17 protein-coding genes, 1 tRNA gene, 1 other RNA gene and 1 pseudogene are annotated in these 22109 nt (G+C 28.2%); 14 read left to right on the forward strand and 6 right to left on the reverse strand.

What is annotated here, in order from left to right; translation table 4 throughout:
• Positions 1 to 5 precede the first annotated feature (5 nt).
• On the reverse strand, positions 6 to 881 hold the full coding sequence (locus R7X45_RS00260; RefSeq protein ID WP_318055499.1) for a hypothetical protein: 876 nt from the start codon (positions 879 to 881) through the stop codon (positions 6 to 8).
• 132 nt (positions 882 to 1013) lie between these two features.
• Here R7X45_RS00260 and R7X45_RS00265 point away from each other — a divergent pair, with 132 nt between their 5' ends.
• A complete protein-coding gene (locus R7X45_RS00265) occupies positions 1014 to 2096 on the forward strand; it encodes a hypothetical protein (protein WP_318055500.1) in 1083 nt (360 codons plus the stop codon).
• A gap of 262 nt (positions 2097 to 2358) precedes the next feature.
• Here R7X45_RS00265 and R7X45_RS00270 read toward each other — a convergent pair whose 3' ends face one another.
• Positions 2359 to 3129, reverse strand: a complete 771-nt coding sequence (locus R7X45_RS00270; RefSeq protein ID WP_318055501.1) for a hypothetical protein — start codon at positions 3127 to 3129, stop codon at positions 2359 to 2361.
• Between the two features lie 319 nt (positions 3130 to 3448).
• Here R7X45_RS00270 and R7X45_RS00275 point away from each other — a divergent pair.
• The 6 genes from R7X45_RS00275 to R7X45_RS00300 all read left to right on the forward strand — a co-directional run bounded on the left by R7X45_RS00275 (position 3449) and on the right by R7X45_RS00300 (position 12341).
• A tRNA-Trp gene (locus R7X45_RS00275) sits at positions 3449 to 3522 on the forward strand.
• 33 nt (positions 3523 to 3555) lie between these two features.
• A complete protein-coding gene (locus tag R7X45_RS00280; protein ID WP_010321223.1) occupies positions 3556 to 4047 on the forward strand; it encodes a peroxiredoxin in 492 nt (163 codons plus the stop codon).
• A gap of 135 nt (positions 4048 to 4182) precedes the next feature.
• Positions 4183 to 5163, forward strand: coding sequence for a prolipoprotein diacylglyceryl transferase (locus tag R7X45_RS00285; protein ID WP_318055502.1), 981 nt, complete (start codon positions 4183 to 4185; stop codon positions 5161 to 5163).
• Between the two features lie 108 nt (positions 5164 to 5271).
• Complete coding sequence (locus tag R7X45_RS00290; RefSeq protein ID WP_318055503.1) at positions 5272 to 6189, forward strand: NAD(P)/FAD-dependent oxidoreductase; 918 nt, start codon at positions 5272 to 5274, stop codon at positions 6187 to 6189.
• A gap of 17 nt (positions 6190 to 6206) precedes the next feature.
• On the forward strand, positions 6207 to 9344 hold the full coding sequence (locus R7X45_RS00295) for a P97 family adhesin (protein WP_318055504.1): 3138 nt from the start codon (positions 6207 to 6209) through the stop codon (positions 9342 to 9344).
• A 6-nt stretch (positions 9345 to 9350) separates the two neighbouring features.
• Entirely contained in the window at positions 9351 to 12341 is a 2991-nt protein-coding gene (locus R7X45_RS00300) for a P110/LppT family adhesin N-terminal domain (protein WP_318055505.1), read from the forward strand.
• 605 nt (positions 12342 to 12946) lie between these two features.
• Here R7X45_RS00300 and R7X45_RS00305 read toward each other — a convergent pair.
• Positions 12947 to 15022, reverse strand: a complete 2076-nt coding sequence (locus R7X45_RS00305; protein WP_318055506.1) for an ATP-dependent Clp protease ATP-binding subunit — start codon at positions 15020 to 15022, stop codon at positions 12947 to 12949.
• 163 nt (positions 15023 to 15185) lie between these two features.
• Here R7X45_RS00305 and tpiA point away from each other — a divergent pair.
• The 6 genes and pseudogenes from tpiA to rplA form a co-directional block, all read left to right on the forward strand.
• Positions 15186 to 15902, forward strand: a pseudogene (tpiA, locus tag R7X45_RS00310) (triose-phosphate isomerase); the annotation flags it as partial.
• Between the two features lie 205 nt (positions 15903 to 16107).
• Positions 16108 to 16374, forward strand: coding sequence for a 30S ribosomal protein S15 (gene rpsO, locus R7X45_RS00315; RefSeq protein ID WP_044285774.1), 267 nt, complete (start codon positions 16108 to 16110; stop codon positions 16372 to 16374).
• A 50-nt stretch (positions 16375 to 16424) separates the two neighbouring features.
• Positions 16425 to 16773, forward strand: an RNA gene (gene rnpB, locus R7X45_RS00320) — RNase P RNA component class B.
• Positions 16774 to 16993: 220 nt separating this feature from the next.
• Positions 16994 to 17122 (forward strand): hypothetical protein, encoded by a 129-nt coding sequence (locus R7X45_RS00325; RefSeq protein WP_318055508.1) that lies wholly within the window; start codon positions 16994 to 16996, stop codon positions 17120 to 17122.
• Between the two features lie 178 nt (positions 17123 to 17300).
• Positions 17301 to 17744: a 50S ribosomal protein L11 gene (rplK, locus tag R7X45_RS00330; protein ID WP_044284318.1), complete on the forward strand. Its 444-nt coding sequence runs from the start codon at positions 17301 to 17303 to the stop codon at positions 17742 to 17744.
• Positions 17744 to 18439 (forward strand): 50S ribosomal protein L1, encoded by a 696-nt coding sequence (gene rplA / locus R7X45_RS00335; RefSeq protein ID WP_010321232.1) that lies wholly within the window; start codon positions 17744 to 17746, stop codon positions 18437 to 18439. The genes rplK and rplA overlap by 1 nt, the downstream gene beginning before the upstream one ends.
• Before the next feature lie 105 nt (positions 18440 to 18544).
• Here rplA and rpsT read toward each other — a convergent pair whose 3' ends face one another.
• The 3 genes from rpsT to R7X45_RS00350 form a co-directional block, all read right to left on the reverse strand.
• Entirely contained in the window at positions 18545 to 18817 is a 273-nt protein-coding gene (gene rpsT / locus R7X45_RS00340) for a 30S ribosomal protein S20 (RefSeq protein ID WP_044285775.1), read from the reverse strand.
• A gap of 144 nt (positions 18818 to 18961) precedes the next feature.
• Complete coding sequence (locus R7X45_RS00345) at positions 18962 to 19417, reverse strand: YhcH/YjgK/YiaL family protein (protein WP_044284321.1); 456 nt, start codon at positions 19415 to 19417, stop codon at positions 18962 to 18964.
• 97 nt (positions 19418 to 19514) lie between these two features.
• On the reverse strand, positions 19515 to 20999 hold the full coding sequence (locus R7X45_RS00350; RefSeq protein WP_277446777.1) for a TrkH family potassium uptake protein: 1485 nt from the start codon (positions 20997 to 20999) through the stop codon (positions 19515 to 19517).
• A 237-nt stretch (positions 21000 to 21236) separates the two neighbouring features.
• Between R7X45_RS00350 and R7X45_RS00355 the strand changes: the two genes are divergently transcribed.
• Positions 21237 to 21932 carry a potassium channel family protein gene (locus R7X45_RS00355; protein ID WP_044284323.1) on the forward strand — a complete coding sequence of 232 codons (696 nt, stop codon included), beginning with the start codon at positions 21237 to 21239 and terminating at the stop codon, positions 21930 to 21932.
• Positions 21933 to 22109 lie beyond the last annotated feature (177 nt).

Raw genomic sequence — 22109 nt, forward strand, 5'->3', positions numbered from 1 at the left:
AAAAATTAATACCCTCAAGCAAGTACTTCCTCAATATCAAAATCTTGAAAATTTATTATATTTCCTGATCCTAATAATTTATTTTTATTATTTAAATTATTTATATTATCTATAATTTTTCTAATTTCTTCTTTAAGTTCATTTTCTAAAGCCGTATTGTTTGAAGTTTTAATTAATCGAAAAATAAGTTTTAAACTATCAAGCTCCTTTGTCATTTTTTGAGCAACTTCTCAATAGTTATAAGATTTCGAATCTGAGTTGACTGAATAACCTAATTGCGTTCCGGCGCTAGCTGTACCAACTACACCAACTGCTAAAGCTATCCCGCCTACTAATCAACCAATAGGGCCTGTTAATAGCGCAGCACCAACAGCAAAGCCAGTCCCCGCAAAAGTTCCTGCCGCCCCAACCCCTCAGGCAACGGCATTATTGTTCTTTTCAATAGATCAAGCATTATTTAAATCAATAGCCCGTTGAATTCGATCAATTCAATCTTCGACGGTAAGCCTTTGGTATTCACTAAACAAACTTCTTCTCGCTCTTCTACGAGAATTAGTTTTTTTCAATTCTTGAAATTTTTTATAAATTTCGCTTGTAGATCTAAGTTTTTGGAAAGTTTTATTTTTTTGATCTTGATTATTAAAAACTCTGCCTCTAAAAATATAGTTAAATTGTTTATAAGTAAACGAGTCAAGTGAATCTAGTAAATTCCCAAACTCTGTTATTAACAAGTTTTTTGTGTGTTCGTCTTGAATTTTGTCTAAAATATTAGATTCAAATTTAGAGATTAAATTTTTGAGTTTGACATCAGTATTTTCATAAGGTTGTGCAACAACAACATTACCCAAACTCAAAAGATTGATTAGTTCTAGATTTTTCATTTTTATTGCCTCCGCGTTGTTATAATTATGTTTAAAATTATACAATAATAATTTTAAGTTTTTTTTTCTTTTTTTAGGACAAATTCAAGTAAAAAAACTAAACATTTACTTGAGTTTTTGGGAGGCATAAAAATGATAATTAATTTAGATAATGTTGATATAGCGCAAAATAAAGACGAGAATTTAATAAAGGTTGTGCAAGGAAGTTTTGCCCTGAATTCTTATGGGATATTAGAAAGAAAGCCTAATGATTTAGATTTAATAATTTTTTCTAAAAAGATTAAAAGTTTAAGGTTTCTAAATCAAAAACTAATGATTGAACTCAATAAAAACAAAAATTTAGATGTAAAATTAAGCACACCTTTTTTTAAAAAACTTGAATTTAAAAATTTAGATTTAACTATCGAGATAATTTTGGCAAAGTTTTTAAAACCTAATATTTACAAAAAAATTAAAAAAAATCTTTATTTTGTAAAACCTGAATATGCTATTTTGGTTAAAATATTTCAAATTTCAGCAGTTTTATCCAATCATTTTTTAGGATCAGACAAACTAAATTTCCAAAAAATCATTATAACTTTACAAGATCTAAAAATTATTTTGAAAAATAAGTTGCTATTTCATAAAACAAGAGCATTTATTAGGAAAAATTTACTAAGCATTATTATTAATAATTTTATTTTTGATTTTTTTCTAAGAGACAATATAGAATTAATTTGATTTCCTAAAAACGCATATAAATTTGAATTGATAAATTCTATTGAAGGTAATAAGTTTTTGTCAAAAAAAATTAAATCACTTTTCCATTTAAATAAGAATTCAAGAAACTTATTTAATAATTTGATGGTTATAAATGACTATTTTTTGAAGAACAAATATAATATCATAAGTAAAATTAACTCGCTAAACAGGTCTAAAAATGTATTATCTTCAAATGAAATCTGCTTGGAAAACGTAAATTTTTTCTTTGATAATTTCAAAATGATAAATAAACAGAACATAATTTTTAATTCAAAAATTTCACCAAATTGAGACACCGAAATTATAGAAATTAATAAGTCATTCCCCTTTATAAAAGTTTTAAAGGCTGTATCGTTAAAATATAAAATTAACGAAAATTTAAATAAAAACCAAATTTTAATCTATTCTAATAACAATCAAGAGTTTTTGCTTAACACTTTATATAAAATAGTTGTGCTTTTAGTCTTTATCTAATTAAAAACTTTTGACCTAATAAGTGTTGAAGCATTTATTTCGCAAAGCATCTCATTAATAGTTAATTCTATTAATGAGAGTATAACATTCTTTTATTGACTATATAATAATTTAGGAATTCGGATTATTCGCTATGTAAAGGCTCACGTTCCCACACAACCTAAATTAATTTTTCAAATCTTTTAAACGGATATTTTTGGAAAATAAACAAATATTTGTCACAAAACAAAACAAATAACAGACCCATTAGCAATTTGAATAATTATTTTTTATTTATTTTTACATAAAACCCAAACAAAGACTTATTAAAAGTTTTTGTGATTAATTCAATAGGGTTGTCAAAGGAATTTGAAATCAATCTATAAATTTTCGATAAATTTCTATTGTTGTAAAAAATAAAAAAGTAAAAAGAAAAAAACAACAAAATAGTAATAGAAAAAATAATAACTAAAATGATTGTCAATAAATTAATATAATTTTTATCAACTTTTATAAGCGCACCTGTATCTCGGATAAAATCTATAGCAAAATTGTTATTACCAAAAACAAGAGTTAAGAAAATTTCGTGTAAAATAAATGTTAAAATTGAAAAACTAAAGCAAAAAGTTGCAAATCATAACTCAAATTTACTTATTTTATAAATAATTTTAGATAAAAATTGCTTCAATTCGGGGTTTATTTCCTTCCCCTGCAAGTAAGAAGCATTGTTAATTTTATTAGTTTTCTTAAAATATCAACGAGAATTTGCAAATAATCACAAACCAACTTCAACTATATAGTCTTGATGCTCCGTGTTAATTCGTTGTTTTTTATATAAAGAAAACAAGCTAAAAAAATTTCTGAAGATAATAATTGTTAGCGAAATAAAAATCAAATAGGAAGATAGTCTTACGAGAAATAATCCACCGTTGGTATTTATAAATTCAATTTTACTAAATGAAATTATAAATATAATTACTATTGTTAGATAAAGAATAAAAGGCAAGACAATAATATGAAGAAATTTTCTATTAAACAATTCCAAATAGCGCATGTAGAATTTTTGGATCATGTTAATTTAATTAATATCCATTATTTTTATAATTTAATATTATTGTATCTTATAATATTAAGTACAAGTTAAAAAACAATAAAAAATTTTACCATCATATAAATTAGAAGAAAAAATTTATAAAACCGATAGAATCAAAGCCATATATAAAAAAGTAATTGTCTGAATTTTTCTATTAATTTAGCTAAAAAATTTAGTAGGTTAGGATATTAATTTTCCTGTAAATATAAACATTTTTTATTTAGCATTTAATTTTTATTTATAACTTTTTAGGGTATAATTTAATTAGTTTGTGGAAAAAGGGGGTTTAGTATAATGGCAGTACCATGGACTCCAAACCCATCAGTGAAGGTTCGAATCCTTTAACCCCCGCCAAAAAATTATTTTTAAAATACGAAAGGTGATAAGATGCAAACAAAATTCAAGAACAAAGCATATAATTTAGTTTCATCATTAATACAACCAGGAGAAAAACTAGAATTTACCGTTAGTGATATAAATTTTGATGTTGTTGACTTTAAAAATTTTGGAAAAACAACGCTAATTTCAATTTTTCCGTCAATTAACACCAAAATTTGTGATGAACAAACAACATCCATCCGTGATTTATCAAGAAAATATTCACAATTTAGATTTATTTCAGTTTCACTTGATCTTCCTTCTGCGATTGCTCAGTGAAAAAATGCAAATTTATCCGAAAATATGGAGATATATTCTGACTATCGTTTGCGTAGTTTTGGATTAGCTACTGGATTTTTAATTGATGATGTATTTTTATTAAATCGTGGTTATATTATTGTTGACTCTGAAGGAAAAGTTTTAGTTGTTGAACCTAATTCTGATGTTCACGATCAAATTAATTTTGAACAATTAGAAAAACATCTTCAAAACCTTTCATAATTTTCTTAAAAAACTTAAAAATTAATTTTTATTTACATATTCAAGAAATGCACATTTAATTGTGTATTTTTTATTTATTTTTTAAAAATAAAAAAAGTGGTATAATTTATAAGACAAAATAAAATAGGAATAACAATGAATGACCTTACAAAAATTCCCGCTGACCTAATAAATGAACGCCCTTTTAAAGAAGGTGAGGCTTTTTGGTTAATTCAGGATTGAATTCCAATTTATGCGCTCACAGTCGTTCTGGGTATGGTTGCCTCAATTATCACAATTTATTTTTTCTGAAAACGCGAAGGTTATAAATTTGATCATTTAGCCGCGTTGATTTTTATCACAATTCCTATTTCTATTGTTGGAGCACGTTTTGGATATATTCTTGAGCGTTTAGTGGTTGGTGATCTTACATCATTACAACAGTGATGAAATATTCGCCAAGGTGGACTTTCAATTCAATGAGGTGTTATTTTTCCAACTATTGCAAATTTAATTTATGCTTATCGAAAACGGGCTAGTTTTGATTGACGAAAAGGCTTTTCTTTTATCTTGCCGGCGGTTTTAATTGGCCAATTTTTAGGAAGGTGAGGAAACTTTACAAATCACGAAGTCTATGGATTCCTTGATCCTGAAGGTAAAACCGTAAATTGATTAGGCGATTTTATTCGAAAAAATATGTTTATTGCTGATAAACATGCGCCAAATGGCCAACTTCGTGTTCCATTATTTTTCTATGAATCACTAACTTCGCTATTTGGTTACTTGGTAATTGTATGAGTATTAAACCTTTTTTCATGACTCAAACCAGGTTCAACAGGGGCGCTATACATTTTATATTACGGAATTGTTCGGGCTTCTATGGAATTTTTACGGCAAGAATCATATGTTTATTATTTTGTAATTGCAATTTTGATGATAATTCTAGGTATTTTGCTGTTCATCCGCTTTCAATTTTTCACAAATTACTATGTAAAAATTGAAAACAAAAAGTTAAAATTAGCATTTTCTGAAAGATACACAAAAGAAAACAGACGCTACATTGGTTTACCTTGAATTAGATGGAATCGTAACGTTTCTCAGCTTGCAAAATCAGAACCAAAAATCTTAGAGGCTTAGACAAAATTGAAATTTTACAACGAAAAACATTAGTTTTTAATGTTTTTATAATTTAATATTATATAATTATTTATAATCATTAAAATTTTATTCTTAAGGGGTTTAGTCATGGAAAATTATGATGTTATAATAATTGGAGCAGGACCAGCTGGTCTAACAACTGCTCTTTATGCTTCTCGTGGTAATTTAAAAGTTCTAATTTTGGAAAAAGGAGCCCCAGGCGGGAAACTTGTTTCACAATCTAAAATTGAAAATTGACCTGGAGATGAGTTTATTGATGGTGCATCTTTAGCGCTAAGAATGTATAAACACTCACTAAAATTCGGAACAAAACACCGTTATTGTGACGTTGATTATATTGAGTCTAACTCACCTTTTGACCATAAAGTTATTTGTAAAGACGGTAAAACTTTCACAGCAAAATCCGTTGTTGTAGCCTCAGGAATGGTCGAAAGAAAACCGTTAGATATTAAAAATTACCTTGATTTTGAAGGTAAAGGTGTTTCTTATTGTGTTGTTTGCGATGGTCCTTTTTATGCAAACCAACCTTCAATTGTTATTGGAGGAGGAAATTCTGCTGTTGAGGAATCAAGTTTTTTAGCTTCAATAGCTTCAAAAGTTTATGTTCTAGTTCGTGATGACAAATTTATCGCCGAGCCACTTTTGATTGAAGAACTCAAAAAAAACAAAAATGTTGAAATTTTATTTAACGCTAGAGTTTTAGAACTTCAAGGTGACGGCTCACTTGAATCAGCAATTATTGATCACAACGGTGAGCAAAAAACACTAGAAATTAAGTCACTTTTCCCATACATTGGTTTTTTACCAGCAACAAGCTTTTTACAAAAAAACCATAAAGAAATTCTTGATAAATTTAATTTTATTCAAGTTGACAAATACGGACAGTCAAAAATTCCTGGCGTTTATGCTGTTGGTGATGTTGTTACAAAAGAAATTAGACAAATTGTTACTGCCGCAAATGATGGTGCAATTGTTGGTAAAATTTTAACTAATCGAATTAAGTAAAAAAAGGTTCCTATATAGTGAAAATAGTTAAGAAATTTTCCAAAACAAAATTTTTAACAAGAAAATCGAAAATTTTACTAGGCCTTACTTTATCCGCATCATTTCTTGGTGTTTTAGGAATTTCTGTTGGTATTTCTTATGGTTTTGGCTTAATTAAAAAAAATTCTTATCAAACAACTGTTGAGGATTTAAATAGAACAATAACTAAAATTAATGCTCTTAGTTTTAATGCTCAAAAAGTTTCTCCTTTTTCAACTTACGCCTCACTAAAAGAAGAGTGAAAAAAAATTCAAAACTCACCAAAACAAGGTGATTTTTTCGATCTTTTTAGTCTTGAAAATAAAAGATTGCAACCATATAAGTTGCCAAACGGAATTTGACTTGAGTTTGTAGATGTCAAACCTGATGATGCAAATCAACAATTTAATGTTGAATTTTTACTCAAAACTCATAATCACTCAAGAATTATAAAATCTGACATAAGAACTGACAAAATTTCTATAAGTCCTAATTCAACTTTTTTTCTGGAAAATTTTTACCAAGCTCTCCAAATAAATCTTCAAAATATTAGACCATTTTCTAGAAGTGAGCAAAATAAAGTCTCTCCTAACATTTGGCTTGCAAGCGACTTTTTAGCAGAGGCAAATTCTGAGCAAAGTGCAGAAAGTTTTATTAAAAAGGTTCATGATTTTTTTGACTTTGACTTTCAGTCAATCTTAACTAACAAAAACTTTGCTATTAAACACAAAAATAAGTTAATTTTTCCTTATAAAATAGAAATTATAAAAAATAATAAAAACACTTGAGTCCAACCTTCGCAATTGCACTCAGATTTTTTAGAAATACAAGGTAAAATTAGTTTCACAGAGGAAGCTAAACAAATTTTCCCAAAAAATTTTAATACAAACATAACTAAAAATTTTACTTTTTTACTTTTTGATTCAGCTAAAAATAAGTCTGCTTTTATTGATCCTAAAGTTTTTATTCAAATTCCAAAACTAACAGATCTAAAAGTCGATCAATTTTCACAGCAAAATCAAGACAACAAAGTTGATATTTCACAAAAATCAATATCGTGAGTTTATAACTTTCTTAAATATAACGAAACAACAAAAGCATTAAAAACATCTGAAGAAGCAAAAATAGCACTTAATTCATTTATTAATTCAGATTTACAACTTGATTTTACCGATTATGATGATTTAGATCCAAAAATCAAGCAAAAATTTGGCTTTAACATTATAGTTGAAAAAATTCAACTTGATTCAGACGAGCAGTCATCGCTAGTTCGTATACCGTTTGAAATTTTTTATCCCCTTAATGATGATGGTTCAGAAAAATTAACTAAATCTTCCGAACTTGTTTTAAGAAATTTTAAAAATTCTGAATCCCAAAATGTTTCTACATTTGACCCTAAAAATTTTAGTCAAATTCCAGTTGTTAATTTAGATTATCCTACTGATAAAAATAAAAAAGATGAAGTATTTTCATCTTTTGATTATGTTTCAAAAGATGAAATTCAAAAATTAATTGACTCAAATGCACACGAAGAAATTTACAATATTTTAATAAATTCTTCAAAATTTAATCTTAATTTTCCTGAAACTCAAATTTTAAATTCCTGAACTTTTAAGTATGATTTTCCAACTCTTTCTAAGTTTTCCAAAAGAACACTAACTCCACAAACACTAGAAAATAGCACAAATACTCGTGCTTTTTTTGAAAATAATCAAGAATTTATATATTTTGTAAAAAATATTTTGACTTTGTCTAAAGAAGAAGCTCAAAAATACCTTAGAGTTCTTTTTAATTCTCTTGCGGAAATAAAATCTGATACTTTTGATGATGAACAGAAAACTTCTGAAGCTCAAAGTCTTGATTCAACCCCAAAAAATGAGACTGTTAGTGACACTGGTGCCACACAAGCAACCCAATTTCAGGAAACAGAAACTGGAAATACTGAAAACAACACAGATTCTCAAGGTTCTCAAGCTTCTCAGCCAGCCGAAAATCAAGGAAACCAACAACAAAACTCAGAAAGTCAAACTCCTGATACTAATTTAGCCCCAAAAATTCAAACTATTAATGAGAAAATTGTCTCAAATCTTCAAAATCAATATTTAATTACGGAATTTAGCGACTTAATTTCTAAAATTGAAGCTTTAAACCAAAAAAATGAACCGTCAAAAGCAGAATTAAATGCTCAAACATTTTCTGAATTATTTATTGAAACCTATAAAAATAATAATTTAGTTAAGCAGTTTGAAACACTTGGCGAAAATCTTTCTTATAAAATTGTTTTTCTAGTCAACCCAAACTCAGAACAAATTGATTCTGAGGGCCAAAATTCAACTCCAAACCCAGTTCAGGTTGCTGATCAGGAAACTTCTGAAAATGATACTACTCCCCAAAAAGAGATTTTTAACTTAGGTTATTATTATATTTTTACCTCTGCTACAAATAATAAAATTGTTTTTAGAACCCCAATTAATTCATTAAAATTAGATGTTTTTACAGATCAAAATCCTCAAAGTGACATTGAAGTCTTGTCTAATGTTGTCTTAAATTTTCCACAAAATCTTTTAAAATTAGAGCTTGATGAGTCTAATTTTGCAACTGCACTTACATTTTCTAAAACCGCTGAAGAAGTTCTAAATTCTGAGTTTAATAAAGAAGATAAAGATTTTAAACAAACATTAGAGAGTATTAAAAAACTTTTTGGTTTTTCTACTTTTGTTCAAATTTATCCTTTATTAAATGGTCATGGGCTTGTATATAAAAAAGATAGCGTTTTCAAGGATAAATTTGGAAATTTGAAAATTAGATTTGCCGTAAAAAACCTAGATTCTACTGAAAAATCTCAAATTTTCATCCCAAACACTGTGAATAACGAGCAAAATAACCCTGATAATTCAGCACAAAATCCTTCTACCCCTGAAGATTCAACTTCACAACCAGCACCAACCCCGCCAGCTCAAAGTTCACCGCCAGCTCAACCAGTTCAACCTCAACCACAAACTCAACAACCTGCAACTCAGACCGCACAGCCGCAACTCAAAAATAATCTAGATCCCTTTGTACCCCAAGAAAATGAAGCAAAATATCCGCTTATTTTTACAGTAATTAAACCAAAAAGGCAGTTAAATCGAAATTAGGAAAAAATGAAAAAAACTAAAATAGTAAGAAAAGTAAAAAAAGTTTCACACACCAGATCTTTAATGATTATGGCGACTTGACCTATTGCAATTGGTGCAATTTTAGGTTTTTCTTATTTAACTTATTCACTGGTTGAGTCAAAATATTTTGATGTTGTTGATCAGCGAAATTTAGAAAAAACTGAAGTTAATCAAAGAGGGATTCAACTTTCAAATGAAGAATTTGGAAAAATTGTTGATCAAATGCAAATTGACGAGGATTTTTCCAAATATTCAGCCAAACAAATTCTCGATTTATCTCGTGATTCAGGGTCTAATTTTCATCTTACCACAATTTTTAACCTTACCAATTTTAGTTCAAAATATCCTTTTTTAAAACTTAATATCAATCCTATTAATAAATCTGATGTTGAAAATGACGATCTAGTTACAAAAGTTGTTAATAATAATTTAATTAACGTTGTTTTTTCGGCTCATGATCAATTTACAAATAAAACTTATTCAAAAGTTCATTCAATTCGTGGCTTCAATGGCAAAGGTGATATTCCATTTATAAATTTTAATATTGACCAACAAAAGTCAGCTTTTATTTTACAAACAGCACCAATAAACCAAAAATGAAACGCACTTTCGTTTATTCAAGCGCTAAATTCTGAGTATAAAAATACAAAAGATGCTAAAAAAACCCTTGAAAAATTTGGTTCTTTTTTATTTTTAGACTCAAACGATAATTTAGTAAATTTTCCTGAGGGCACCCATTTTGATTTTGAAACAGACGAATCAGGAAACATAATTTTTAAAAATATTGACGACTCAAGTGGTAATTTGTGAATTTCCTTTGGGCTTTTTGACTCAAAAAAAACTAAAATTCGCACATTTGATTTAAAAGTTTCAAATTTATTGGATTATGCACAAGTTACTAATTATCTTAATAATTTAATTAAAACTAATGACGAACTTATCATCTTAAAAGACGAAAAAATTCAAGAAATTGTTGCACAAAATGTATCTTTATCTACTTTTTTAGTCTCCCAAACTGATCACAGCAATCTCTTTGATATATCAAAATTACAAAATTTATTCACAAATTCCTTGCCAAATTTTAATGTAAGATTGTTTGGGACAAATATTCAAATGGACCGACTTGGCGAAGTTGAACTTATGGTTCAAATCGATTTTAAGGCTAAACAAATTGAAAAACTAGCCCAAAATCAGTCAACTCCTGAAAATGTAAGTGTATCAAGTTTACAACAAAATTCACCTGTCCAACAACAAAAAACCCTTCAAAATCAGGTATCTTTATTCCAAGATACTGGCCCAAATAATTCTGAAACTTCAAGTCAAGAAAATTTAAATGACTCACAAACTCAGGAAAATTACCGTAAATTTAATTTTATTTACACTTTAAAACCTTTTAAAAACTTAGCCCAAAGATATTTGGACTCTGTGATTAAGGATAATGATCTTTACATTGTAAAGCAAAAATTTAATTATTTAGATGGTGCTGAAGTTATTAATAATTTAAGGTCAATTAATGCTAGTTTTTATTCTTTTCAAGAGAATAGAAACACAAGTAAAGGCTTAGAAATTGTTAATTTAGAAAGTAGTCCAACTTATGATAGTTTAACTAGCCAAAGAGCAATTGTAACGTGATTTAAAGACTTTTTCAAAGATTCATTAACATTTCCGGCCTGAAAAAAAACTGATGAAACTGACAAACCTGAGGAAGTTTTAGCAAAAATTTTTGCTAAAATGAATGATATAATTAACTCTAAGCAAATTTTTTCATATGGGGTTAAATATAATTTATTTTTTGAAAGTTCTACTGGCCAATTAACAATAACAATTAGTATTTATGACAGATTTAATAAAATTTTAGGTCAAAAAGATATAAAAATAAGCGGCTTGTCGCCAACAAATCCTCAATTATTATTAGCCAAAGAAAATCAAGCAAATTTTTTTATTGACGGTTCTGGTGGATATAATGTTGAGGAATCTGATGAAAATAATTTATTTCACTCAGAAATTAAAGGCCTAAAATCAATCACAAATCCCCAAGTTGTGCTTAGCCTTGACTCTTCAAAAAAACGCGATAAAAAAGTTAAACTCGTCAGAAATTCAGGAATTTTATATCCAAGTCTAAACGACAATTATTTAAAATTATTTTATAAAGATGACGAAAATTTTGAAAGAACTGTAGCTTTTGAAGAAAATAGTGCATTTTTTTATTCATTCTCAGTCCAAAATAATTTAGAACCTGAAAAATATAAAGTTGTCCTTAAATTTATCACTCAAGAAAACGGAACTTCTGATCAACAAACAAATCAAGAACCAAATTTAATTTGAGTTAAAAAACTATCCAAAAAAAGCGATTTAACAAACTCAAGTATAACAAATTCAGATTCAATTCCTGATAATACTCACGTTTGGCTAATAGGTGTTTCAAAAAAAGCAGAAATTGGATCAAGTAGCACAAATGCAAACCAAAATGAAAAAATTATTGGTATTTTGCCTGTTGATGAAGGTCAATTTACTAATTTTGTTCTTTCTTACAATGCACTTAATGAGAATTCATCTTCAAATTCAGGAGGGACTCAAACTCAAAATTCTCAAAAGATAATTGTAAAAATTGCAACTCCAAAATCAAAAGATCAACCCCAAATTGAACTAGAAAAAAACTTTTGATCTACTCAAAACGCTTCTTCAACAACTTCTGCTTCCGGCTCTTCAACAACTCCAACATCCACAACTGCCCCAACAACCACAACAGCTACAACTTCCTCAACAACTTCTGCTGCCTCAACTTCAGCTTCTTCAGCTGCTTCTTCATCAACTCCAACACCTTCAGCAAAAATTTTAACCCTTCATTTTGGAGATAAAGAAAACAACAAAACCTCCGATAAATCAGAGGTTTTGTTTAGATTTTTTATACAATTTAATAACCAATTTTCCCAAAAACAGGATTTTGAAAAAGCTTTTGAAACAGCATTAAAATAAAACTATTTTTCTTTTTCCAAATATAGATTATTTTATTTATAAGACAATTTATATTTGTGGAATTTTTTGTTATTCTTGAGTTTCTCAGTTTGGTGTCAAAAATTCACATTTTAGTGAATAACAATATGCAAAAATACCCGTAAATCCGGTGTTTTTTGGCCTAAAATCTTAATTTTTATAATTTTGAAATTAATCTTTTGCAAAAAAATAAAAAAAAATGTTTGGTCTAAAATAAAATTATGTTATAATAAACCTCACTAAGGATGAATTAATAAATTTTGATGTTGAATTAAGGGGGAATAAGTTATGTTTTTGTCATAAAAAAATTAGAAAATGTGAATTATCCATTGTATTTTTAAATATGATGGAATGCCTTAAATTTACCTGTTTAGAAATCTTTAAATTTAGGGCTTTTGGTTATTGTTCTTTCAAAACTTCATATATTTTTTTAGGCTCGCTGCAAATAAAAACGAGTTTTCTATTTGTATTGAGTTTAAATAGTAGTTGTATTTTTTTATGATTTTTGCCAAAAAAGTTAAAAAAGCGCCCAAAACTAAACCAGGACACTTTTTTAAGATTATCTCATCAAACTGGGAAACTCGGAACTATTTTTCTTTTTCCAAATACAGATTATTTTGTTTATAAGACAATCTATATTTGGAATTTTCTGCTATCTCTTTTGTAACTATTTTTTGAGCAATAAAACTTTCTATATTTTTTTTGATAAATCTTTTGATAGGTCGAGCGCCAAAATTTTTATCATAACCAGATTGAATAATTCAGTCAATAACAGAATCATTAAAATCTATCTCAAAATTATTTTCTGTCAATCTTTTTTTGAAGGTATCAAGTTCTAAGTGGATAATTTCAGAAATTACCTCGTGATTTAAAGGGTTAAAGACAATAATTTCGTCAATTCTATTGATAAATTCAGGTTTTAAATATACTAATAATTCATTTTTGATGTTAGATTCGTCAATTTTTTTGCCTTCAAGAATTTTGTTAGCACCAATATTTGAAGTTAAAATAATAATTGTGTTGCGAAAGTTTACTTTTATAGATTTGCTATCAAGAAGCTCGCCGTTATCAAGAATTTGTAAAAAAATATTAATAACTTCAGGATGAGCCTTTTCAATTTCATCAACCAGAACAATTGAATATGGATTTTGTCTAATTTTGTTAGTTAAAATTCCACCTTGTTCAAAGCCAATATAACCTGGAGGAGCCCCAATTAGCTTAGAAATACTATGTTTTTCCATATATTCTGACATATCAAGTCGAATAATTTGATTTTTATTGTCAAATAAATTTTGAGCAAGAGCACGGGCAACTTCAGTTTTTCCAACGCCAGTAGGACCTACAAACAAAAAAGATGCAATTGGTCTTTGTTCGTCATTAATTTTTGCCTTAAATCTTAAAATGGCCTCTGAAACAGATTTTAAAGCTTGATTTTGCCCTTTGATGACTTTTTTGAGATTTTCCTCTAAATTAATATATTTTTGACTTTCAGATTCTAAAAGTTTGCCAATTGGAATTTTAGTTCAATTTGAGATAACTTTTGCAATATGATTTTCATCAAGAACGTTCGAAAATTCGGTCTGTTTTTCCTTTAAATTTTGCAATTCTTCCATAATTTTAGGAATTTTTACATACTTTATTTGTGAAGCGCCCTGATAATCGCCTTGGTCCATTAGTGTGTTTTGCTTGTGCTTTAATTCCTCGACTTTTGTTGACAAATTTGCAATTTTTGAAGCTAAATTTCGCGAGTCGTTTCACTCTTTCTGCATTTGGTCAACCTGATTTTCAACCTCAGCTATTTGTTTTTTGAGATCTTCATTGTTCGAATTTGTCGAATTAATTTCCATCATTTTCAAATTAATCAACTCACGCTTTGCTTTTTCTAGTTTTTCTGGTTGGTAATTAATTTCTACTTTTAAAGAAGCGGCAGCCTCGTCAACCAAGTCAATGGCTTTATCGGGTAAAAAGCGGTCAAAAATATATCTATTTGCCATTTTGGCAGCAAAAATTAAAGCTGAGTCAAGAATTTTTACCTGGTGAAAATTTTCAAATCGTTCCTTAATTCCGCGCAAAATATTGATGGTATCAAGAACTGAAGGTTCTGAAACCTCAACTTTTTGCATTCTTCGTTCGAGTGCTCCGTCTTTTTCGATATAAAGTCGATATTCAGAATTTGTTGTTGCGCCAATTAATTTAATTCCGCCTCGAGCCATTATTGGTTTTAAAATATTAGCAAAATCCATTGAATCAGATCCAGATGAACCTGTTCCGATTAATAAGTGGATTTCGTCAATGAAAATAATAAGTTCATCAGATTTTTGTTCAATTTCAGTTAAAATTGCCTTAATTCTTCGCTCAAATTCACCTTTATATGAGGCACCAGCGAGAATACTTGTAAGGTCAAGCTCAAAAATTTGCTTATTTTTTAAATTATCAGGAACTTGTCCTGCAATTATTTTTAGCGCCATTCCTTCAACAATCGCTGTTTTTCCAACGCCGGGATCGCCAACTAGAACAGGATTATTTTTTGTCTTTCTTGACAAAATTTTTATAATTCTTCTAATTTCAGAATCTCGCCCAATTACAGGTTCAATTTTGTTTTCTTTTGCTAATTTAGTTAAATTTCTTGCATATTTTTCAAGATTTTCAAGTTTAATTTCCATTTTTTTCTTCCTTATTTTTATTTTTTTACATTAATGCAAAAATAATTATAACATATTTTTGTCACTCGTGGCAATTAAGTGCCAATTTTTTTTATTTAAAGTAGAAACTTAAAAAATAACGCTATTATTTTGGCTAATTTATGTTATAATTTTTACTTATATCATGAAAAAAATTGTTATCGGGAATTGAAAAATGAATCAAATCAGAAAGGAATTTTATGATTTCCTTTTTGAATTTGACGCGCTTTTTAACAAAAATCCAGAAAAAATCGCTAAATCAATGGAGTTTGCGATTGCTCCTCCTTTTACTTTATTAAGTGAAATTTCTAAATCTCAGGTTAAAACATTAAAAATAGCTGCTCAAAATGTTAGCCAGTTCGAATCTGGGGCCTACACCGGTGAAATTAGCGCTAAAATGTTAAAGGATTTAGGCGTTAGCTACATAATAATTGGTCATTCTGAGCGAAGAATGTTTTTTAATGAAACTGATGAAGTTTTAGCTCAAAAAATTTGGCAAGCACAAAAATATGACATAACTCCCGTTTTTTGTGTCGGGGAAACCTTAGAACAATATGAAAATAAATTAACTAAAGAAGTTATAATTTCACAAATAAATGCCGTAAAACACGTGCTAAATTTCGAAAAAGCAATAATAGCTTATGAACCAATTTGGGCAATTGGAACCGGTAAAACAGCATCTGCTACAATTGCAAATGAAATTTCGTCCTTAATTAAAGAAGAATTTGGCAAAAATGTTGAAGTTATTTACGGAGGTTCTGTTAACTCACAAAATTATGCAGATTTTTTAAATTCAGAACTTATTGATGGTATACTTGTTGGTGGTGCATCATTAGATCCTAAACAATTTTATGAAATGGTAAAATTTTCTGATGCATGCCCAACAGATCCACTAAATTCTGGCATTTTAGAAGACGATAGTCATTGTGGATGCAATGATATCGATCTAGACGAATAATTTGCCTGATTTATTAGTTAAATTTATGCTTGGTTTTAATAGTTTCGCGAATTATTGCTAGGTTTAAATTTTTTATTTTTTTATTTATTTATTTTTTAAAGGAATTAAAATGATTTCAAAAGCGAAAAAACAAGAATTAATTTTAAAGTTTGGAAAAAACGCTAAAAACACCGGTGATACAGCCGTTCAAATTGCAATATTAACTGAAGACATTGAAAAATTAAAAGTTCATTTTGAAAATAATAAAAAGGACAAACACTCAATGAGAGGTTTTATTGCAAAAGTTAATAAACGTAAAAAATTACTTTCTTATTTAAAACAAAAAAGTTTTGAAACTTACAAAGAGACAATCGAAGCTTTAAATATACGTAAATAATTTTTAAATTTTTATACCAAGTATTTTTAAAGTATGGTATAATTTAATTTTGCACAAGTCAACCGCTGGTATTTTTAAGTTTTTTAATTTAAAAATACTTGAGGAAAGTCCGCGCTAGCACTACCTGCGATGGTAGTAGTGTTCATGTTGGATCTAAGAAATCCAAGCCTAGACGACAAGTGCCACAGAGACGAGTTTATTTGTTTATTATTTTATAAATTTTTCATAATCATTGTTCACTCCTAAAAAATCCTAACAAATAAAGTGAAACGCGGTAAACTCCATGAGCTAGAAACCTAAATTTTGGTAGGGGAATCCAATTTGGGAAACGAACTTAAATTGGAAGGTTGTAAAAGACCTAGATAAATGGTTGACTAATACAGAACGCGGCTTATTAGTGCAAAAAACAGCGAAAATTCGCTGTTTTTTTATTTAAACGCACACTTTTGTAATTTTTTCCTCATTTTGTTTAGACTTCTAAAATCTTATTTATCACAAAATAAATTTGCACATCATACAAAATCATGATTTTTAAAAACATGCAAATTTTACTGATTTTTGGATTTTTAATAGTTTTATGGTAAAATTTAATAGTAAAAATTTACGGAGGTTAGAAACAATGAGATCGAGGAACATCTTAAATTGAGTTAAAATTAAACTTTTAAATTGATGGTCTTCAGTGGTCAAAGCTGACGAAGTTGTTGTTTTATTTATAAAAATTTTACATCTTTTTGTCACAGAACACTAATTTAAAGAAATAAAAGCCACACGTTGTGGTTTTTTTAGTGCAAAAAAAATTATTTTTGTTAAATAATTTTTTTTGCCATAATTTTAAATAATTTTTGTGGTATAATTTTAAATAATTTTTGTGGAAGGTTTAAAACCGTTAACCACTAAGAGAACTAAAAAATAAAAGGATGCTCGAAATGGTAAAAAAAAATGTAGTTAGAGTTGCAAAATTGCAATTCAATGCCGGTCAAGCAAAACCCGGACCAGCTCTTGCAGGTCTTGGTATTGTAATGCCTGAATTTACAAGAAAATTTAACGATGAAACAAAAAATCGTGGAAGCGAACCAGTTCCTGTAAAAATTACTGTTTTTAAAGATAAAAGCTTTGAATTTCAGTTATTTACAAGCCCAACTTCTTATAAAATTAAGCAAGCTGCAAAAATCGAATCTGGATCTAAAAAATCTAAAGCTGAAAAAGTAGCTAAAATTACCCTTGCACAACTTAAAGAAATTGCAGAATATAAATTACCAGATTTAAATACTGATAATATTGAAAAAGCAATTCTTACAGTTTATGGAACCGCCAAACAAATGGGCGTTGAAGTTGAAGGCATCGAAGAATTTTTACAAGGAGTTAAATAATGAAAAAAATTTCACGTAAATTAGCTCAGTCTCGTGAATTAGTTGATAAAAATCATTATTATTCACTTGAAGAGGCAATGGAATTGGTTAAAAAAACATCATATACTAAATTTTCTGGCTCTGTTGATTTAGCTATTCGACTTAATTTAGATACTCGAAAAGCTGACCAACAATTAAGAGGTTCTGTTGTTTTACCTTATGGAACCGGGAAATCTGTACGTGTGCTTGTTGCGACTGATTCTTCAGAGGTAGCAACTAAAGCCAAAGAAGCGGGTGCTGATTTAATTTATTCAACAGCTGAACTAGAACAAAATTTAAAAATTGATAATTTTGACTTTGATGTTATTGTTGTTGAGCCTAAATTAATGCCAGTTTTAGGAAGATACGGGAAGAAATTAGGACCAAAAGGACTTATGCCTAACCCAAAAACAGGTACAGTTACCCCAACACCGGAAAAAGCTGTGGCTGAAATTAAAAAAGGTAAAGCAAATTATCGTGCTGATAAATACGGAATTATCCACTCATTAATTGGAAAAACCAACATGGAAGCCGATCATTTAGTCCAAAATGCTAAAACCCTTTTACAGTTAATCCGTAAATTGAAACCAAATTCAGTTAAAGGAAATTATTTCAAAAACTTAACTGTTTCAGCTTCAATGGGTCCTTCTATTAAAATTCGCTTCGACAATTTGTAATAAAAAATAACCTGTAAAATAAAAAAACCCTTTAAATTTAAGGGGTTTTTTTATTTTGGGCTTCGAAAAATTTTCAAAAATTTATTATTTAAAACAGGAAAGAGATTAAACTGTTGTTTTTTGATGTTTATTAACAAACAAATGAAGTCTAGAAATTTTTCGTGATGCTTTTCCTTTGTGGAAAACACCTTTTGATTTTGCCTTTGCAATTTCTTTATGAGCTTTTGCAACTAATTCATTTTGATTTTCTGCATGACTTGTAACAGCTAGTTTAGCCTTTTTGATTGCTGTTTTTACACGAGATTTAATTGCATTATTTCTTGCTCTTGCTTTTTGCATTTTGGTGATTGATTTAATTTTGGATTTTATATTTGCCATTTTTTTCCTATATTTATATATAATAGTTTATTTTAGCCCTTTAAAAAACGGTACTAAAAATTATACCATAAAAATATGTTATTTATATTTAAAAAATGAATTTTTAATCTCTAGACTTAATAAAAAAATTTAAACTTAATAAGACTAATATTCAACTTTAAAAATTATTTTTCTAACTACACCAATTTGTCCAGTATATTTTGGCAAATGAGCATCGCCAGGTAGAAAAATTAAAAATTCGCCTTTTAACGGTCTAATTAAATTTCGGGTCGAATCTTTTTTATAAAGAGCTACATCATTTTCTTCAGAATAATCAGTTACTTTATTGACTAATTTCTCTGAAAAATCAAAGAAATATTGTTCTTTTTCGTCAAGAACTACATGAACATCTGCGTATCGTTTGTGATATTCATAGAGAGCGTTTGTATCATCGAAACTTTCAAAATCAACATGTATAACAAAAATTCTGTCTTCATCAATTACAGTTTTACCTAGTGGTAATTTTGCTAGGTCAGTTTCTTTTAGATATTTTGCTAATTTTGCAAAATTTTCATTTAAACAACTATATTTGCTAAAATTTTCCAATTTGTCATAAATCATTTTCCACCCCTCTTTTATTTATATTTTTCTTAAATTATAGCAAAAAAATCGATCTAAAAAAGAATAAATTTCAAATTAGTCATTTTAAGCTAAAAAATTATCCTATTAAAATATCTTCAGTTATGTAAGTTTTATTCTGTTTGCCGATATTATCACCTTGTCAAACGTAAATAAAAGAGGTAATTCCGAGCTGACCAATTAGCATAATAATCATAAATCCAATTTGCGAAACAACAGATAAATCTCGAATCAAACCGGTGGACAGACCCGAAGTTCCAAAAGCCGACATGACCTCAAAAATTAAATGATAAATTCTATAATCACCAGTTTTTTCCTGATTTGATATACTATCTAGCGAAAAACTCGAGAGAAAAACTACCGCTATTACTAAAATAAATGATATAAAAAACACAGTTGCAGCTGAGACAATTTTATCAGTTGTGATTTTTCTTTTAAATATATTAACATCACTAGTTCCCCTAAGTTTAGATAAAACCACAGCGATAAAAATTCAAAAAGTTGTAACGCGAATTCCACCACCTGTAGAAGAAGGCGCAGAGCCAATAAACATCAATAAACTTGTTAAAAATGTGCTTGGTTGAGTTAGCTGTTTTAAGTCAAATGTAAAAAAACCGGTTGAACGAGTCATAAAATTATGAAATAATAATGCAAATGATTTATCAAATCAGTTGCCATTTTGCTTTTGGTTTCAAAAAGTAAAAGGAGAATTTGAACTAGCTTCAAAAGTAATTAAAAGAATAAAACCAATTAGGGCAATGACAAAATAGCTCAAAATTGAAACTTTAGTAAATAAAGAAAATCTAAATCTTTTTATTTTCTGTTTAGAAAGTTTAAGTTTGAAAAAGCTAAAAAAATCATAAATTACCGGGTAGCCAATTCCACCTATTATTGTCAGAATTATTATCATAATTTGCAAAAAATAAGCGTGATAATAAGGTTCAAAACTATTTGGCCCGATTATATCAAATCCAGCATTATTAATTGCAGAAATGCTATGAAAAACAGCAAATCTTAGTGATAAAGATATATTTTTATAAGGTGATTTTTGAAATGAAAACTTTTGTGGATCAGCATCATAAAAATAAAAATAAAGACTAAGAGTAAGGCTACTAATCAAAACAAGAATCATAAAAAAATTAATAGAAACCTTGATGACACCTTTTAGTTCACTTAATTTACTTGAACCTCTTTCGATTTTCAAAATTTCACGTGACAAAATGCTTAGTTTTTTTCCAAATAAATGGTTAAAAATGTAGAATTTTATTGCAAAAATTCCAATTCCACCCATAGAAATTAAAATTGCAATAATAGCTTGGCCAAAAACATTAAAACTTGTGCCAGTGTCAACCAAACTAAGTCCAGTATCACTAAAGGCAGAAACTGAAGTAAAAAGTGCCGAAAAAAAATTAATTTTTTCTGAATTTTCAGTGTGCGAAAACGATCCTGTTAGAATTCCAGCCCCAAGAAGAATAACTAACGTGTAAAAAGTAAAAATAATATGTATCTTTTTAAGAGAAAAAATGGACCGCAGAAAATTTTTGATATTAATTTTCAAGTTCATTATTCCTCGTTTTAATGGTTGGCTAAACTAAAAAATTAGTCAGTTAATTTACTTATATAAAACAAACAAAAAAGTTAAATTATTATATTATACATTTTTTTTCAAAAAAACCAACAAAAACAAGAAAATTTAAAAACAGACAAAAAAACTACAATATAAAACATTTGTGCTTAGCCGCCTTCAAAAATTTTCTGATTTTTGAACTAATTTATTGTTTTTTAGATAAAATTTAAGCAAATGAAACGAGCAAATATTTGTATAATTGGTGCCGGACGACTAGGTAGAGCAGCAATAACCCAACTAGCAGAATCAGGGCACAATATTATTGTGATCGATAAAAGAGCTGAAAATTTAAAATTTATTCGCGAATTTGCGACTGTTGAACCAATTATAATGGACGCTAGCGACATAAATGCAATTCGTAATGAAGTTGGACTTGAAGATATAGACACAATAATCGTTGCTACTTCAGATAATATTGAAATTATTGCAACTTTATTAGAATTACAGACTGAAATTAATTTTTTCAACAACTTAAAAATAGCCGCACGCGCTGTTAATAAAAGACATGCTCGTGTTTTAAAACAGATCGGTGTTGACTGAATTATTAGTCCTGAAGAAGAAGCGGGAATTAAAATGGCGCTTTTAAGTGTTGATAAAAATTTCCTGAATTATGCAGATAATCTTAAAGAAATAGCAAATGGAATATTTGCTGGAAGCGTTAATGTAAAATCGCCAAACTATATTAATAAAAGCATAAAAAACGCTAATTTACGTCAGTATAATGTCAATGTTGTTTTAATCAAAAGAAATAAAGAAACAATTTTGCCAGCAGCTGAGACAATAATTCATCAAAATGATGAAATAACAATAATCGGGAAAATTGGCGATGTTACAACAGTTTTGCAAAAAATGGAGTCTATAAAGAGCTAAAATTGGAAAATTTTAGGAAAAAGCGCTTTAAAAGTTCTTGAGCTAACAGTACAAAATTTTATTTTTGCTAAAATCGGAAAAATTGGTGATGTTAGAACAGTTTTGCAAAAAATTAAGTCTATAAACAGCCAAAATTGGAAAATTTTAGGAAAACGAGCTTTAAAAGTTCCTGAGTTA

The sequence above is a fragment of the Mesomycoplasma ovipneumoniae genome, from assembly GCF_033343935.1.
GTDB classification, from domain to species: domain Bacteria; phylum Bacillota_I; class Bacilli_A; order Mycoplasmatales; family Metamycoplasmataceae; genus Mesomycoplasma; species Mesomycoplasma ovipneumoniae_G.